We start from the raw sequence: 17,184 nt of genomic DNA on the forward strand, positions 1-17,184 counted from the left end.
CTTTTTAAATAGACCAAGGGCCTCTCATTGGTTGGTGAATCAATCTATTTGCGGCGTCATCATTGATAAATAGCTCGTTTTGAGAGTCATATTTTAATGATCTATTTAGTCGCAATGCTGCTAATCCCATGTTGACCAAAGTACAAGAACGGTGTCCATTGATTTCATTCAGTGCAAACTTTTCTCTTGTGCGCACGGATTCCAGGAAGTCAGTAATCTGTGGTGCTGGTTCAGGGTACTGTGCAAGTTTCCTTTCCAAATCTGGTATATCTGATTGAAACCCTCGATATAATTTACCTTTTGGACCTTCAATATAAGCTGCCTTTTCATCTTTCGCTTCACCGTCTAGAATGATCTGACAACCATCGGCATAGGTAAATGTAATTCGTCTCCATGTGCCCACAGCGTCCGGATGTTGCTGCGGAGCATCCACGTCGACAGTAACAGGACTTTCGTTGTCTTTACCTAAGAAGTATTGAACAGGATCCATATAGTGTTGTCCCATATCTCCTAAGCCGCCTCCATCATAATCCCAATATCCTCTAAAGGTTGTATGTACACGGTGCTTATTATAAGGTTTGTATGGTGCTGGACCTAACCAAAAATCGTAGTCAAGTTCCGCTGGTACTTTCTCTTCTGGTAAGTTTTCCTTTCCTACCCAATAGAATTTCCAGTCAAAGCCCGTATGTTTGCTTATTGTCACTTTCAACGGCCAACCCAACATCCCTGTATCAACCAATTTTTTGATTTTGCTTACGGGAACATTCATTCCATAAAAATCATCCTTAAAACGAAACCAGGTATTTAAACGAAAGATATTACCATGCTGTGCAATGGCTTCTTTCACTTTTTTACCTTCACCGATAGTGCGTGTCATCGGTTTTTCACACCAGATATCTTTTCCTGCTTTTGCTGCTTCAATAGACATCAGTCCATGCCAATGTGGGGGAGTAGCAATATGTACGATATCTACTTCCGGAGATTTAATCAACTCCCTAAAGTCATGGTATTCCTTCACACCACCGCCTAAGTCTGCTTGTGCTGCCGCCAGATGGGTTTTGTCCACATCACAAATAGCTACTGTTTTAGTTCCGGCGTAGCCAAAGTGCCCACGGCCCATATTGCCGACACCAATTACACCTTTGGTTAGATGGTCGCTCGGAGCAAGATAGCCCTGTCCTCCGAGTACAAAGCGTGGTACAATAGAAAATGCCGCAGCACCGACCACGGATTTTTTTATGAAATCACGCCTTGATGAATTCTGTTCTTTCATTTTGGTTGGATTAGTTGTTTTATAATTGATCCACTATTAGGCTGTTAAAAATAACGGCATTGGATATTTAATCTTAAAAATAGATAAAAAACTGATAAATGTAAACTGATAACTAAAATTTTACGTATTGTTTATTTGTGTTTTATTAAAAAATAACAAAAGAATACTGTTGAATTCATTTCTTTCATATATAGCCACACCATTATTGCCTATGCTTTGTTGTTTTATCTGCTAAATTGTTACATTTCAGTGGTGTAGCTATTCGATGTGATGGACAGATAAGAGCTTGAATCTAGATTTTTCTCAATCGTTTTCGTAAAAGGTGCTTGATTTCAGTCGAATAATCCAGCATCTTTATGGTCGCTCTGATAGCATTTAATCCTAAAGATGAATCTAAGAATACTATTTTTTCTCATTTGCGCGCTATTCCAGTCAATTTCTGGATCAGCACAATTTAGAATTCCCACACTGGGTCATACCATTTATGAAGGTGTATTTACCGGGAATGGTCTATTGGGAACAATGACTTATTTAGCCGATAAGAATTCCATGCGTGTTGATATTGGACGAACTGATGTGTTTGATCATCGCGCAAATTCGACCGACAAATTGTTTGATCAGGCGCGTATGTCGTTAGGTCATTTTGAAATGGAATTTGAAAGCCCGATTGTGCAGGCACAAGGAGAAATTTATTTAAAAGATGCTTATGCAGAGGCGAAAGTCAGCACGGATAAGGGCATGATGAGAATTCGGACGACTACCTTATCGAATGACAATATTATCTTGCTAGAGGTATTTAAAAAAGATTTTAAGGGAAATTACCAGCTTACTTGGAAACCCGACGAAGCCATCAGTCCAAGGATGGGATTCAGCTATACGCAAAAACCGAAAAATTATCCAGCGAACCCAAAAGGCAGTTTTGGGACACAGGGCGGAACAAAATATTTTGACCAGCCTCTTCTAGCCGGGGGAGGGTATGTAACGGCTTATTGGAGCAAATCTGATAAAGACGTGGATACCTATTTAATTACTGTAGATTATAGCCAGCATGGGACCGCTTATGTCAAAAAGGCGATCAATTATGTTCAGAACTTTAATAAGCAAAAGTTAATGAAAGGATTGGCGTCCCATCGCAAGTGGTGGAACAATTATTTTAAGGCATCGACACTCGAGCTGCCAGATACGGTTTATCAGCGGTTTTATGATATGCAGTTGTATAAGCTTGCCAGTGCAACAAGGTCAGGTAAACCCGCTATGGATTTACAGGGGCCATGGACGAGTCCAACTCCTTGGCCAGCTTATTGGCTTAATCTTAATATGCAACTTGCCTATTCACCAGTATTCAAAGCTAACCAACTCGGTATCGCAAATTCTTTAATCCAGATGATTGATCGAAATAAAGATAAGCTAAAACAAAATGTTCCGGAACCTTATCGTTACAATAGTTTGGCTGTAGGCCGCTCCTCGGGACCATCTTTATGGAGCCCCGTTCTTTTGGCTAAGAATGTATCACTTGAAGGAGCTTCCGATGGTGAAAAAGAATTGGGAAATCTCGTTTGGCTCTTGCATAGCTATTATCAGTATTACCGAGCGACCCTGTCGCAAGACATATATAATCGCTTGTTCCCGCTGCTGAAGGAAGCGATAAATTATCATTTGCACTTATTGGAAAAGGATCAACAGGGGAAATACCATATCGGAGTAAAAACCTATTCACCAGAGTATCCTAAGGGCTACGCTTATGATACAAACTACGACCTTTCCATTTTAAGATGGGGGCTCAAGACACTTATTGAGCTGGATCAAGAAGGAGGCGGTAAGGATAAACTTCATGCTGTATGGAAAGACGTATTGGCCAACTTGATCGATTATCCGCAAGATACCGATGGCTTTATGATCGCAAAAGACCTTCCTTACGGCGAGTCGCATCGTCACTATTCGCATCTCATGATGATTTATCCGTTTTACGACATAAACTGGGATCAGGCAAATAACCAAGCGCTTATTGAGCGTTCTATTGCACATTGGCAGAGCAAAAAGCAATGGTTGCAGGGCTATTCATTTACGGGTGCTGCCTCGATGTATGCCATGATGGGGAGAGGAGATGCGGCTTTGGCTTCGCTGGATGTTTTATTACAGAAATATATTAAACCCAATACGCTATATGCCGAAAGCGGTCCGGTGATAGAAACCCCGCTCGCAGCGATGGCAAGTATTCAAGAATTGTGTATGCAGTATTGGAATGGCGTATTACGCGTGTTTCCTGCTATTCCTCATAAATGGGAGAATGTGTCCTTTTCCAATTTTTTGGCGGATGGTGGAAATCTCGTATCGGCACAGCGGAAAAATGGAAAAACGATCGGCATCCAGATCAAAAGTCAATATGGCGGTCGTCTACGATTAAAAGCTGGCATTGGGGCACCAGAGGTGAAGATACAGGGAAAAGGCACATTTAATATAGCGCAAGACGGAATGATTGATCTGCAGCTCAATAAGGGAGCAGTCGCTTTGATCAACACACATTAATAACCGAGATTAAAGAGAGGAAGACAGGAAAAGCTGGATAGGCAGATGCTGTGAACCAACGCTCCATATTAAAATGGAGAAAAGAGCTGATTATTTAACGATAGAATTGACGCGCTTATGTGCTGACCAAATAAAAATAAACGAATAAAAAATAATGAAATTAAAACAACTTTCTGTGTTATTATTGGCCGTTTTGGGCACTTCGACTGCCGTTCAGGCCCAAACAGCAAAACCGAATCTATCCAAAGAGTTTATTCAGCAACAGTTAGATGCTGCAGCGAAGCAAATAAAAGTCCTGGCGAATGAAACGCCGGCAGAAAAGTTTCCAAAAACTTTCGAAAATGGAAAAGAGGTCTTTTCTTCATCGAGCTGGTGGTGTTCGGGCTTCTATCCGGGGACATTGCTGTATTTATATGAAGGCACCAAGGATGAGGGATTATTAAAGAAAGCAACCGAGAAATTGACGTATCTCGAGAAAGAAAAGAACAACAAGGGTACGCATGATTTAGGGTTTATGTTATTCTGTAGTTTTGGAAACGCGCTTCGTCTCACGGGCGATACGCAAAAGTATGAGCCAATACTCAGCACCGGTGCAAATTCTCTAGCATCTCGCTATAGTCCCGTTACTAAAACGATCCGTTCTTGGGATCACGGATCATGGCAGTATCCCGTAATCATTGATAACATGATGAATTTGGAATTTTTGACACAGGTATCTAAAATGACTGGAGATAAAAAATTCTATGACATTGCGGTAGCTCATGCCGAAACAACCTTGAAAAACCACTTCAGAAAAGATTATAGTTCTTACCATGTGATCGATTATGATAAGAACACAGGTAAGGCTATTGGAAAAAAAACACATCAGGGTGCATTTGATGAATCAGCATGGTCAAGAGGGCAGGGATGGGCACTCTATGGTTATACCATGATGTATCGTGAAACCAAGAAGAAAGAATTTTTGAAGCAGGCACAGCAAATCGCAAAATATATCTTAAGTAACCCAAATATGCCTGCTGATCTGGTTCCTTACTGGGATTTTGATAAAGATAAAATTGCGCAGTCGGACAAAATGTATCCAAATAAGGACCTGCGGGATGTGTCGGCGGCGGCATTGTATGCATCGGCCTTATTAGAACTTTCGCAATACACAAAAGGAAGTGAGGCTGTGAACTATTTTAACAAAGCAGAAATTATTCTTAAAAACCTGTCGAAGGCGCCTTATCTTGCTCCTTATGGCCAAAATGGCGGTTACATTTTACAACATAGTGTTGGAGCGTTGCCATTGAATTCCGAAATCGATGTGCCTTTGACTTATGCAGATTATTACTATGTTGAAGCCTTGGTGCGTTATCAACGCCTATTGTCAGGAGAGCCTATGATCAAAGAGATCGCGAAATAGGACCATCAAAGAAAAAGGGTGTCGATGATAAATTAACTCGATTTAAGTACACAGGCACGGATCAAAAAAAAGAGATGTTATGGACATCTCTTTTTTTTTATGGAACAGGATGTGGGTTATCTTCAAATATCGCTAAGTTTCAGTGGTCTGGCTAGCATTCGCCGTTTGTTCTGACGGATTGTATCCGAATTGTTTTTTAAATTCCTTACTAAAATATTTTCTATCGGAAAATCCCACAGCATAGGCGATTTCACTGATGTTCATGTCAGAATTCAGTAGTTCTTTTGCTTTGTTTAACCTATACGTTTTTACATAATTATTGAGCGATAAATTGGATATGGCCTTCAGCTTGCGATAGAGAATTGGAGCACTCATTCCCATTGTACGGGCTATAAAATTAACATCAAAGCCATCTGACTGGATATTTTTTTCGATCAACTGATTTAGGGATGAGATGAATTGCGCATCAAGTTCATTGTCGAATGAAGTTGTTTTGACTTGAAATCCTTTACTCTTTTTCTGGCTGATAGCCAAGAGATTTTGAGCAGAAAGGAAGAGCTGTTTATTATCGAAGGGTTTTGTCAAATAGATGTTTGCGCCATGCTCTAAGGCCAACGTTTGGGAATCGCTATCGGTTACAGCAGTCAGCAAGATGAATGGTATATGGCTGGTCGTCATATTTGTTTTAATGGCTTGGCATAGCTGAGCACCGTCCATGTAAGGCATCATCAGATCTGAAATAATCAGATCAGGGATATATTCCAATGCTTTAGAAAGGGCTTCCTCACCATTGACAGCAGTAATAATGCTGAAGCTCTCCCCAAATAGGCTAACAACGGCTGCTAATAATTCTTTATTGTCTTCTACAATTAAGATAGTTTGTTGCAAGGAGGTGTCGAATGTGCTGGAGCCTTGTATGTTAACGTCTTCTATTTCCTTTGCAAGGAGATCTATCGCTTGCGGCTCTATTTTCTCGCCAGCTTTTTTCGGTAAGGTTACCGTAAATACCGTCCATTTCCCTTTTTCATCTTCCTGTGAGAAACAACGAATGTCTCCCTTGTGCTGCTGTACGATTTGTTTGGTCAGTGCCAATCCAATGCCTGTGCCGATGGCATCATTACCTTGCTCTTCACGATAGTATTCTTCAAATATTTTGAACTGATTGTCTGTGGCAATACCGATGCCGTTATCAACTATGTTTATGGAAAATGAGTCATCGCTTTCGATCAGCTCCAGATAAACTGTACCATGTTCTGGTGTGTACTTGATCGCATTTGACAAGAGGTTAAACATGACTTTATCAAATTGTACAGTATCTATGGATTGTAGCCCTACGGCATCCAGCTGCCGGATATAGTAATTGAGGTGTTTTGCTTTGGCAAGGTCATTTAATAGGTAAAATGTATCTTCTATATATTCCCGAAAAGAGATGTCTGTTTTCTTCAGGACAAAGTGTTTGTCATCGAACTTTTTGAAGTCGAGCAGTTCGTTTATGACACCTAGGAGTTTACTGGCATTCTTTTTTATTCGTTTTACTTTGTTTTGGGTAGCGGAAAGATTGGCTGTTTCGGAAATAATTTCATCCAATGGAGCTGTTATCAAGGTCAGCGGTGTGCGAATTTCGTGGGATATCTGTGTGAAGAACTTTATTTTCTTTTCCTGTTCCCGTTCTGAATTAATCAGCATCTCACGTTCGACGACAAATTTAATGACCAGATGTACACCCAGGGTAAACAAAACTGCATAGAATAGATAGGCCCACCAGGTCCTCCAAAAGGGAGGTTTAATATCGATATTGATCCGCAGGGGTATGCTGCTCCAGATACCATCGTTGTTACTGGCAAATATGGTCAAGGTATGCATACCTGTAGGAATATTGGTATATCGTATTGAAGGAGTACTAGTTTCAATCCAATCTTTGTCAAAACCTTCAAGCTTGTATCGGTATTTATTCTTTTGCGGTTTGATGAAATTGGAACTGGAAAAATTGATCGTAACAAAGTTTTCGTCATGTCGGAGCTTGAGCTGATAACTGTTGGGATCTATCGTTTTCTGAATTCGTCCGTAGTTTAATGGGGCCTCTTCGAGAAATATATTTCGGAAGAGTACCTCGGGGATAGTCTGATTGAAAATTATTTTTTGGGTATTCAGGGCAACTACACCATTTAGTGTCGTGACGAATAGTGTTCCTGCTTTGCTGGCAAAGACTTTGGCACCAAGTAGATTTTTGACCGGTAAACCGTCATATTGATTCAGGAGGTAGCGCTGTTTTGTTTTGGGATTGTAGCATATTAATCCATTTTTACTGGTAAGCCATACCTGATTGTTCACAATGATGGGCCAGCCTAAGGAATTGTTTGGAAAACGTGATACTTTGGTAAGCTTATCGCGCTGATCAAGATGATAGAGGTCTTCTTTTGACGTCAGCCAGATGTCCCCATTCGGATGCACATAAAATCCACCCAGGGCTAATGTATCGAGCTGTTTAATTGGCTGTATGTCTGATTCATTCGGTTTTTTGCGAAAAAGTGTCCCGCCTCTAAGAAAATAGGTCTGCTGTTTATGATCGGCCTGGATATCATCAATTGTACCTGTTTTTAATGCAGCATGATACGTTGCAGGTTTTCCAGGCTCCACAATATAGAGCCCTTTGTTGGTTCCAAGGTAAATACGGTGTGTCGGATCGACGTAAATGCTGTAGATGTTGTTTTTGAGATTTAGGAGTTCTTTTTCGAGGTAAAAATGCTGTGCATTTCCAGATTGCGCATCGATAATGGAATAGCCACCGCCATATTGCGCCGCGTAGATTTTATTATCGCGAACATAGAGGTCCTTGATCAGGTTTGACTGGGTTAAGTTTGATAAAGGTGAAGTTACTCCAGATATTTTGTCAATTTTGTTGATTCCTTCTTCTTCTGTTCCGATCCAAAACGCATTTTCTGACTCGGCGAAACTGCCGGTGATATCGCTACTGAGGCTGAGAGCAGTACGCGAACGTGTTGAGTAATGCTGTATGGGGATGAGATCGGGGTAGATGGCATTGATTCCTCCAAAATAGGTTCCTATCCAAGTGATCTGTTGTCGATCTATGAAGATATCATAGATGGAATTTTGACTCAATGAGTTTTTGACGGAGGTATTGTGTTTATAGTTTAGGAAATGTGACGAGCCGTTAAAGATGGAGAGTCCTTTTAGTGTACCGATCAAGAGGTCTCCTTGTTTGGTTGGGACTATTTTTCTGATGTTATTGCTGAGTAGGTTGCTGTTTGATTCTGTTAAGTTATTCCATTTTTTATCAATGAAGTTGTATTGGAATATTCCATGCAATTTTGTGCCAACCCACAAGATACCTTTATGGAGATAAAGAGCACTGAAAATACGCTCCTTTAATGGAAGCGGAGGAAACATCAGATTTTGGATATGGGACATCTGATTATTTTGCCATGAAAAAGACTCGATGCCCTTGTAACTTGCTATTGTATAGGTATTGGGGCTGGTTTGGATGATCGATTGCACCCGGGGGCGGTCAAGAATTTTTTTGAGATTGTAGGTTCCAGCAGTCGGGATGGCCTGATAAAGCCCCTTGTCAGTGCATAGAAATATCTGGTTTGATAAAAATTGGATGTCGGTGATGACAATTTTTTCCTGAAAAGGTTTTCCTTGTTTAAATACAGCTTTACGTTTGTTGATGTCGAAGATGAATAGTTGGGTTGCCGTAGCGATGAAAAGATGATTTTTTGCGTTGATGCCAATCTTATTAATATAATCTACCTTTTTAAAGACGGTATCCTGTACCAAAATATTGGTGATATTCTGGGAGTCATATACAAATAGGTTGGCGCCACCGCCGAACCAAAGTTTACCCTGTTTATCCTGTGCAATTGTTAATACCGCCTGTTTATCCAATACGTTCTCCTGGCTTAGCGTTTCAAACTTAAGATCCTGGGCATGACAAAGAGAAATGATGGATATCAACAGCAAAAATTGTCGCAATAAAATAGGCAGTATGTTCATGGTTATAGGGTATTTGGATCAAATTTAAGATTTTACCCCCAAATATTTATGAATTTCACCCCCCTTAATTTGCGTATAGACCCATCTTTGGCTTATTAAACAACCAATTTTTATTAGAAAACTAATTTTCCTAAAGTATGGCAAAGTTTTACAAAGTTGGACTGTCTGCTATGATGATGTTTACTGTGGGTGCGAGTATGGCACAGCAGAAAATTTCGATTACGGGGCGGATTACAGACAGTCAAGGTGCACCTTTAGCGGGTGTAACGATTCGAGAAAAGGGTGGAAGTGCTTCTACTTCTACAAACGCTACTGGTACCTATTCATTGTCCGTGAGTTCTAGTGCGACAATTGTCATTTCCTATATCGGCTATCAAAACCAAGAAGTTAGTGTCAATGGGCGGAATGTTGTCAATGTGACTATGGATGGAACGAGTTCGGTTATTGACGAGGTTGTTGTTGTGGGGTATGGACAACAAAAGAAGGCTAAATTGCTCGGTTCGGTTGCTACAATTGATTCAAAACAACTCGAAAGTAGGGCGGTTACTAATGTTTCTTCCGCTCTTTCAGGTCTAGCGGCAGGCGTTCAAGTTAAGGTTGGTAATGGCAAGCCTGGTAGTGATGGTGCAACAATACGTGTCCGAGGAACAGGTACGATGAACAATAATGATGCACTCGTTATCATAGATGGTATCCAAGGAACTATGGACGCTGTAAATCCGGAGGACATTGAAAATATATCAGTATTAAAGGATGCTTCCTCAGCAGCGATATATGGGGCTCGTGCAGCAAATGGAGTTATTCTAATAACAACAAAAAAAGGGAGATCTGGACAGGCTCCTCAGATAACTTATTCTGGTTTATTTTCTAGAACTACGCCGAGTGTGAAGCCAGTTTTTCAAAGTGATTATTTGAAACATATGAAGTTATTTCAAGAAGCTGCGGAAAATATCGGTGATAAAAGTCCCTATACACAGAGTGCAATTGATGCATGGACTGCTGCTAATGCAGACCCAAATGGAATGACAGCAGCTGGGATTCCAAACTATGTAGCCTTTCCAAATACCAATTGGGGCGATTGGATCTACGATAATGGTTGGCTTAAAAATCATAATATCGGGGTCCTAGGAGGAAGCGAAAAAATTCGATATAATCTGTCCGGAAGAATTCAAGATAATCCTGGTATTATGCATAATACTGGTATGAAACGTTACGAAGGGAGGGTGAATCTCGAGACTGATATTACTAATTTCTTGACAGTCGGCACCCAGACATTTGTCGTTAAAGAGGAACGCTCAATGGCTTCGGATGAGAATCTTTATAATTTTTTGAGACAAACCACTCCAGGGATATACCCCATGTATGATGGGAAATTCGGAGGTGCAGTGCTTAGCTCTGGGGAATCTTCTCAATTGAACAACTTGATGTTGTATCTCTACGATAATAAAGGGAGTAATGAACGCACTCAATTGAACTCAACTTTATTCGCTAATATTAAACTTTTGAAAGGGTTAACCTTTGAGACTAAGTTTAATTACCAGAGTCGTTTTGATGAAGTAAAAAGTTGGTCAACCCCTTCTGATCGCTGGGATTTTTCTACAATGACTCTTGTAACATCGCCTATCAATCTCGCTCAAATGACCACGGGACAATCTTATAGGAAAATTTATAGAAAATCGTTTGATAATGTTTTACGTTATAATACTGTAATTGATAAGCATTCGATTAGTGCATTAGTTGGTCATAATGAATTTTATTATAACGATTCTGGGTTTAATGCATCTACAAAAGGTTTGATAGATGCTACGATAACCAATATTGGTACTGGCACTGAAATGAATAGTATTGGTGGATTTGAATCAGACAATTCAATGCGTTCTTTTTTTGGTCGTGTAAGTTATGATTATGACGCAAAATATTTAGCGGAGTTCAGCTTACGCCGTGACGGAGCCTCAAAATTTGGCCTTGGTAAAAAGTATGGTACGTTCCCTTCTGTTTCTGTCGGGTACGTATTGTCCAAGGAGCCATTTATGGAAGCCGTGAATCCTTATGTGCAGGATATTAAAATTCGCGGATCATGGGGTAAATTAGGGAATGATGGTGGAGATGATCTGAATGTCTATGGTTGGCAAGGTGTATATGGCTCGGTGGGTTATTCATTTAATGGAGCTCAGGCTAATGGATTAAGACTATCACGTTTTGGTAATGATTTATTACAGTGGGAAGATTCTGAGAATAAAGAGTTGGGGCTAGAATTCGCGACATTAAATCGCCGGGCGTTCATCGAGATGAATGTTTACGATCGTAAAACCTCCAATATTATTCGTACGGCGAAGATGCCTCTTACTGCGGGAACAGCAAGTCCACCATTTTTCAATCAAGCTTCAATGCGTAATAGAGGTATTGAGTTTAATCTAAATTGGAGAGACAAAATTGGTGATTTTCACTATAATATTGGTGGAAATTTTGCATACAATAAAAATGAGGTCACCAAATTTGAAGGTAAGCTGGTACAAGGGATGGTGGATGATGGATCCGGTAAAATGGTTTGGCAGACTAATTTGGGGGATGTATCCACAGGGGGAGTCAATCGGAGGTTAGAAGGTTATCGCCTTGACGAATTCTACCTACGTCAAGTTTATAAAGGCGATGGTAGCTATTTCAATGCCGATGGATCAGTAAACATCAATGGGGGACCTACTACAGGAATGATCCGTACCGATAAGGACTATGAATGGGTAAAAGCAATGAAAGCCGGCGGGTATTCGTTCTTGAATTCATCTCAGCAAATAGGAGATAGTTACGGTACGACAAAGATGTACTATGGGGACCTAATTTATGCAGATTTAAATGGAGATGGTGTTTATGGTAACACTGCCGACCAATATTTTACCGGAACCTCAACAAGTCCAAAATATATCTATGGTTTTAATTTAGGTTTCTCCTATAAGGGTTTTGATATGTCTATGATCTGGGCTGGAGAAGCAGGCGGGCAATATTATTGGTCAGATATTGGTTATAACAACAATGTGTTGATATTAGGCAATCAAGTCACAACAAGGATATATGACAATCACTATTTCTATAATCCCGCTGTACCAGATGATCCACGTACCAATCAAAATGGTTATTTCCCTAGGTTAAAATACGGAACAAATGCCGAAAATATAAATAATCAGGCAAGCGACTATTGGTTGTACAACGCAAATTTTCTGAAGCTTAGAAATCTTCAAGTTGGCTATACATTTAAGAAGAGTTTGACAGAAAAGTTCAAAGTGCGCAGTTTAAGAGTGTTTTTCACTGGTGAAAATCTATTGATGTTTACAGATTTCCCAGGTTTGGATCCCGAAGTTGGCGCAGGCGCTAAGTATCCAACAATGAAGCAATTTGCATTTGGTTTGAATATTGGATTCTAAAATAGATACATCATGGAAAATAATAAAAGAAAATATAATTTGTGGAGTAAGAAACTAATGTTGGTAATTACTCTTGGTACAACAGCTTTGCTTTCTTCTTGCCAGAAGGATTTATTGGATACAGTTCCTAAAACGCAAGTGTTAACAAATAATATGTGGTTAACCGAGAACCTTACCGACCAAGGGGTTAATGGAGTGTACCAAGCCTTGCGTCTTGGTCAGACGCTATATGTTTATGATTCCTATGTTACACTTCAAGGTCGTGATAATTCAACTTTGATGAACGCAACAGCAACCAGTTCTTCGGGTATTTTCTCCTCCACTTGGCAAAGTCTTTATGAAGGTGTTCACCGGAGTAACAATGCGATCTACGGGATCACTAACGTTTCGCCTGTTGGTGCAGAGAAAAAAGCAAGATTGCTTGCTGAGGTGAAATTCTTACGAGCGTTTTATTATTATCGTTTAAATCAGCTTTATAAAGGAGTTCCTATATATACAGAGCCAATTGAGTGGAATAAAGTTGATAAACCAAGGAGCTCAGAACAAGAAGTTTGGAGCCTTGTTATCAAAGACCTTACAGATTGTATCAATGAGCCACAGTTGCCTGGACGCTATGAAAAAGGGAATTCAAATTTTGGTAAGATATCTAAGTCGGCAGCTTATGCTTTGCGCGGTAAAGTCTATATGTATACCCAAGAATGGGCTAAAGCGATTGCCGATTTTGAACAGGTCAAAAATTTAGGTCATACTTTATTCAACAGTTATTCCGATCTTTTTAAAGGGAGTAATGAACAAAGTCCCGAGATTATATTTAGTATTCAGAATATTGCCCTTGCCGGATATGGTTCTGACTATCAATTTAGATTTGGCTCGAGGTCTGCTTTTGGATCAAATTGGAATACTTATCTCGTGCATCCAGATGCGGTAGATAGATATCAAAGAAAAGATGGTGCTAAATTTAACTGGGATGACTACATACCTGGGTATAATTCAATGGCTCCTAAAAAAAGAGAGGTATTTTTCTTGCGGAATAATTTGACTGCAACGGAAATTACAAATATGGAGAAAAAAGGGCTCGATATGTCATTGTATTTACCAACAGGCAACGAGCAACGCATTTTGAAGGCATATACAGATCGTGATCCGAGGTTAGCTAGTAATGTAATTCTGCCATATTCAACTTTTATTGGAGCAAATGGAGCTACAGATCAAACGTTTACCTCGAGGTGGCCTTATAGACAGGAATTCGGAGGAGTATTTGATTTACGCACAGACATTGTACCTAATTTTTATTACTACCCCCGTAAGTTTGTCTACGAAGGAGCCAATCCGGGTATCCCAAACAGAGAAGCTGGAGCATATGATTACATTGTCATACGTTATGCGGATATCCTTTTGTTATGGGCAGAGGCACTAAATGAATCAAAGAAACCTGGTGAGGCTGTGCTAAAAGTAAATGAAGTAAGAAAGCGTGCAGGGGTTGGCGAGTTAGCTTTAGGGTTAGGTGAACAGGATCTCAGGAAGGAAATCCGTGAAGAACGCAGACGCGAATTGATGTGTGAAGGTGTTATTTATTTTGACGAGTTGCGCTGGAAAACGTTGAAAGAAACATCTTTTTATACTGGAAATGGTATTAAAGAGGTATGGGGAGGAGTTATTTCAGGCTATGATTGGCGAGGAGATCAATTATATACTTGGCCTATTCCTCAAATTGAAAGAGAACAGAATACTGGTCTGACACAAAATAGTGGCTGGGATGATTAAAAAATAAGTGTAATTTTTTATTTCACGTAAAAAAGTTGTTATCAATCGCTCATGCAATCGTTTGCTAGAGCGATTGATTTATTTAGGTTTGTTTTTTTAGGTTAAATTAAAGATTTTTAATGTTTTTGTGCAGCATTATCAAGCTCACATTAATTTATAAACCATTATCGAATGAAGAGAAGATTCCTATTAAAATTGTTAGGCGGAGCTGGAGTTGGCGCATTGACTGCGTCTCTACCAATAGAAGCAGAGGCAAGCAGTTTGGACAATAAGACAAGCGTTAACGAAAACGATCGCGCCTATTGGGTATCTGTCTTACATAAGATGGCTGCTCCAATATTAAGTAATATCAGCAAGCAACAATGGCGTAAAAATATGCCGATGGAGGTAAGTCCGACTTTTGATAGTAGGGATCCTGGAGTCGGATACCTAGAAGCTTTTGGTCGCTTGTTGGCGGGAATGGCACCTTGGTTGGCACTGCCGGATGACGTTACTGAGGAAGGAAAATTGCGAAAAAAATTACGCGATCAAGCATTACTCGGTATACAGTATGGTGTAGATCCTAAATCACCGGATTATTTTACCTGGCGAGGTCCTTCGTCTCAAACACTCGTGGACGCAGCGCATCTTGCACTGGCCTTTTTGAGGGCCCCCCAAGCTTTATGGCAACCTTTGGACCAAACCACTAAGCAAAGAGTCATTGAAGAGTTTAAACTACTGCGCAGGATTAAGCCGAATGAAAGTAATTGGTTGTTGTTTGCTGCAATGACAGAAACATTTCTTTACAGCATAGGGGAGGAATGTGCACGGGAAAAGATCGATTACGCGGTCAATAAATTTGATCAGGAATGGTATGTAGGAGACGGTTGGTATAGTGATGGCGCCCATTTTAGTTTTGATCACTACAACGGGTATGTGATCCATTGTATGCAGGTTGAGTCGCTGCGTCATAATATCCCAGCAGGTGGAAAATACAAAGAGATGTATGAACGGGCATACAAACGGATGCAGCGCTATGCGCACCATTTAGAGCGCATGATTTCGCCGGAAGGTCATTATGTCGTTGTTGGCCGTTCCTCAACCTATAAGAATGCCGCTTTTCAGCCACTAGCAACAGTAGCTCTAGAAAATAAGTTGCCCGAAGATATCTCGAAGGGTCAGGTCAGGGCTGCGTTGACCACTATACTTCGACATATTTATATTGACAAAACCTTTGCGCCATCTGGATGGCTGCGTATGGGCGTGGTGGGTGATAAACAATCCAATCTTGCAGATTACTATACAAATGCAGGGTCTATGTATGTGGCCTCCTTGTCGTTTTTGCCATTGGGACTACCAGCAAACGATGAGTTCTGGACCTGCGCTCCACAACCATGGACCTCCCAAAAATGCTGGAATGCCGAGCAATTTCCCAAAGATTATTATGTAAGTTATTAAACGAAAAAGAATAAAAAGCAGAGATTAAGGATTGGATAAAATGAAGATACAGCACTATATTACGGGAGCTTTAATGATCGGGCTAGGAATGCAGGGAATTTCCTGTTCTAGTCAGCGAAACCTAAGAGCAGTGAAACTGGGACTTGACAAAGAATTTGTCCGTACCAATTTGGAAGATGCACATAAACAAATCGCCTATCTTTCCGCATCGATCAATGAATCGGATATGCCGACGACGTATAAAGATGGTAAATATGTGAATTGGGGGTCAAGTTGGTGGTGTTCGGGATTTTATCCCGGTACAGTGTTATACTTATACGAGTATACCAAGGACGAAAAACTTTTGACGGAAGCAAAAAGCAAATTAAAAGAACTCGAAAAGGAAAAGAACAACAAGGGAACACATGATTTGGGCTTTATGTTGTACTGCAGCTTTGGTAATGCATTACGCTTGACGGGAGATTCGGCTGCTTACAAGGAGATTTTAAGTACTGGAGCAGCGTCGTTGGCAACACGTTTCCACGAAGCACCCAAAACTATCCGTTCATGGGACGGTGGAAAAAACTGGGATGGGCAGCCTTGGACCTATCCGGTAATCATCGACAATATGATGAACCTGGAGTTTTTGACGGAAGTTTCCAAGATGACAGGTGATAAGCGCTATCGTGATATCGCTATAACGCATGCAAATACAACAATGGTCAATCACTATCGAAAAGATTATAGTTCCTATCATGTCGTGGATTACAATCCAAAAGATGGACGTATTATTTCGAGAAAGACTGCCCAAGGTGCTTTTGACGAGTCTGCATGGGCTAGGGGACAGTCGTGGGGGCTTTATGGCTATACGATGATGTACCGCGAGACCGGCGACAAGAAATATCTGGAGCAAGCGCGGCATATTGCGCAGTTTTATCTGAATCATCCCAACCTTCCAAAAGATCTAATTCCCTATTGGGATATGGACCAAAACAAGCTTACACCGGACAGTAAATATTATAGCCAAAAAGACCTTCGCGATGTGTCGACAGCTTCGGTGACAGCTTCGGCTTTGCTGGAATTGGCACAATACACAACAGGTAGCGAAAGCCAGCTGTACATTTCTAAAGCTGAACAAATGCTGCGGTCGCTTTCTGCTAAACCCTACAAAGCAGATTATAAAGAAGCAGGTGGATATATCTTGAAGCATAGTGTGGGTTCAATTCCACATAAAACAGAGGTAGATGTGCCTTTAACCTATGCCGATTACTATTATGTAGAGGCCTTGGTGCGGTATGACCGATTGCTCCGTGGAGAAAAGGTAATCAAACCATAACGAGCGGATTCTTGGGTTTTCAACAAAGTTGTTAACA

8 protein-coding genes are annotated in these 17,184 nt (G+C 40.5%); 6 read left to right on the forward strand and 2 right to left on the reverse strand.

What is annotated here, in order from left to right:
• Positions 1–4: 4 nt before the first annotated feature.
• Positions 5–1,273, reverse strand: coding sequence for a Gfo/Idh/MocA family oxidoreductase (locus AAH582_RS02220; protein ID WP_046674856.1), 1,269 nt, complete (start codon positions 1,271–1,273; stop codon positions 5–7).
• 387 nt (positions 1,274–1,660) lie between these two features.
• Here AAH582_RS02220 and AAH582_RS02225 point away from each other — a divergent pair, with 387 nt between their 5' ends.
• Positions 1,661–3,799 carry a glycosyl hydrolase family 95 catalytic domain-containing protein gene (locus tag AAH582_RS02225; protein ID WP_343321120.1) on the forward strand — a complete coding sequence of 713 codons (2,139 nt, stop codon included), beginning with the start codon at positions 1,661–1,663 and terminating at the stop codon, positions 3,797–3,799.
• A 154-nt stretch (positions 3,800–3,953) separates the two neighbouring features.
• Positions 3,954–5,201 carry a glycoside hydrolase family 88 protein gene (locus tag AAH582_RS02230; protein WP_343321121.1) on the forward strand — a complete coding sequence of 416 codons (1,248 nt, stop codon included), beginning with the start codon at positions 3,954–3,956 and terminating at the stop codon, positions 5,199–5,201.
• 132 nt (positions 5,202–5,333) lie between these two features.
• Here the strand turns inward: AAH582_RS02230 and AAH582_RS02235 are convergent, their stop codons facing one another.
• Positions 5,334–9,215 (reverse strand): hybrid sensor histidine kinase/response regulator transcription factor, encoded by a 3,882-nt coding sequence (locus AAH582_RS02235; RefSeq protein ID WP_343321122.1) that lies wholly within the window; start codon positions 9,213–9,215, stop codon positions 5,334–5,336.
• A 137-nt stretch (positions 9,216–9,352) separates the two neighbouring features.
• Here AAH582_RS02235 and AAH582_RS02240 point away from each other — a divergent pair, with 137 nt between their 5' ends.
• The 4 genes from AAH582_RS02240 (at position 9,353) to AAH582_RS02255 (ending at position 17,147) form a co-directional block, all read left to right on the forward strand.
• Complete coding sequence (locus AAH582_RS02240; protein WP_333576922.1) at positions 9,353–12,631, forward strand: SusC/RagA family TonB-linked outer membrane protein; 3,279 nt, start codon at positions 9,353–9,355, stop codon at positions 12,629–12,631.
• A gap of 12 nt (positions 12,632–12,643) precedes the next feature.
• A complete protein-coding gene (locus AAH582_RS02245) occupies positions 12,644–14,395 on the forward strand; it encodes a RagB/SusD family nutrient uptake outer membrane protein (protein WP_333576923.1) in 1,752 nt (583 codons plus the stop codon).
• A gap of 171 nt (positions 14,396–14,566) precedes the next feature.
• Entirely contained in the window at positions 14,567–15,832 is a 1,266-nt protein-coding gene (locus tag AAH582_RS02250) for a DUF2264 domain-containing protein (RefSeq protein WP_343321123.1), read from the forward strand.
• A gap of 40 nt (positions 15,833–15,872) precedes the next feature.
• Positions 15,873–17,147 (forward strand): glycoside hydrolase family 88 protein, encoded by a 1,275-nt coding sequence (locus AAH582_RS02255; RefSeq protein WP_343321124.1) that lies wholly within the window; start codon positions 15,873–15,875, stop codon positions 17,145–17,147.
• Positions 17,148–17,184 lie beyond the last annotated feature (37 nt).

It is taken from the genome of Sphingobacterium multivorum (assembly GCF_039511225.1).
Classification (GTDB): Bacteria; Bacteroidota; Bacteroidia; order Sphingobacteriales; family Sphingobacteriaceae; genus Sphingobacterium.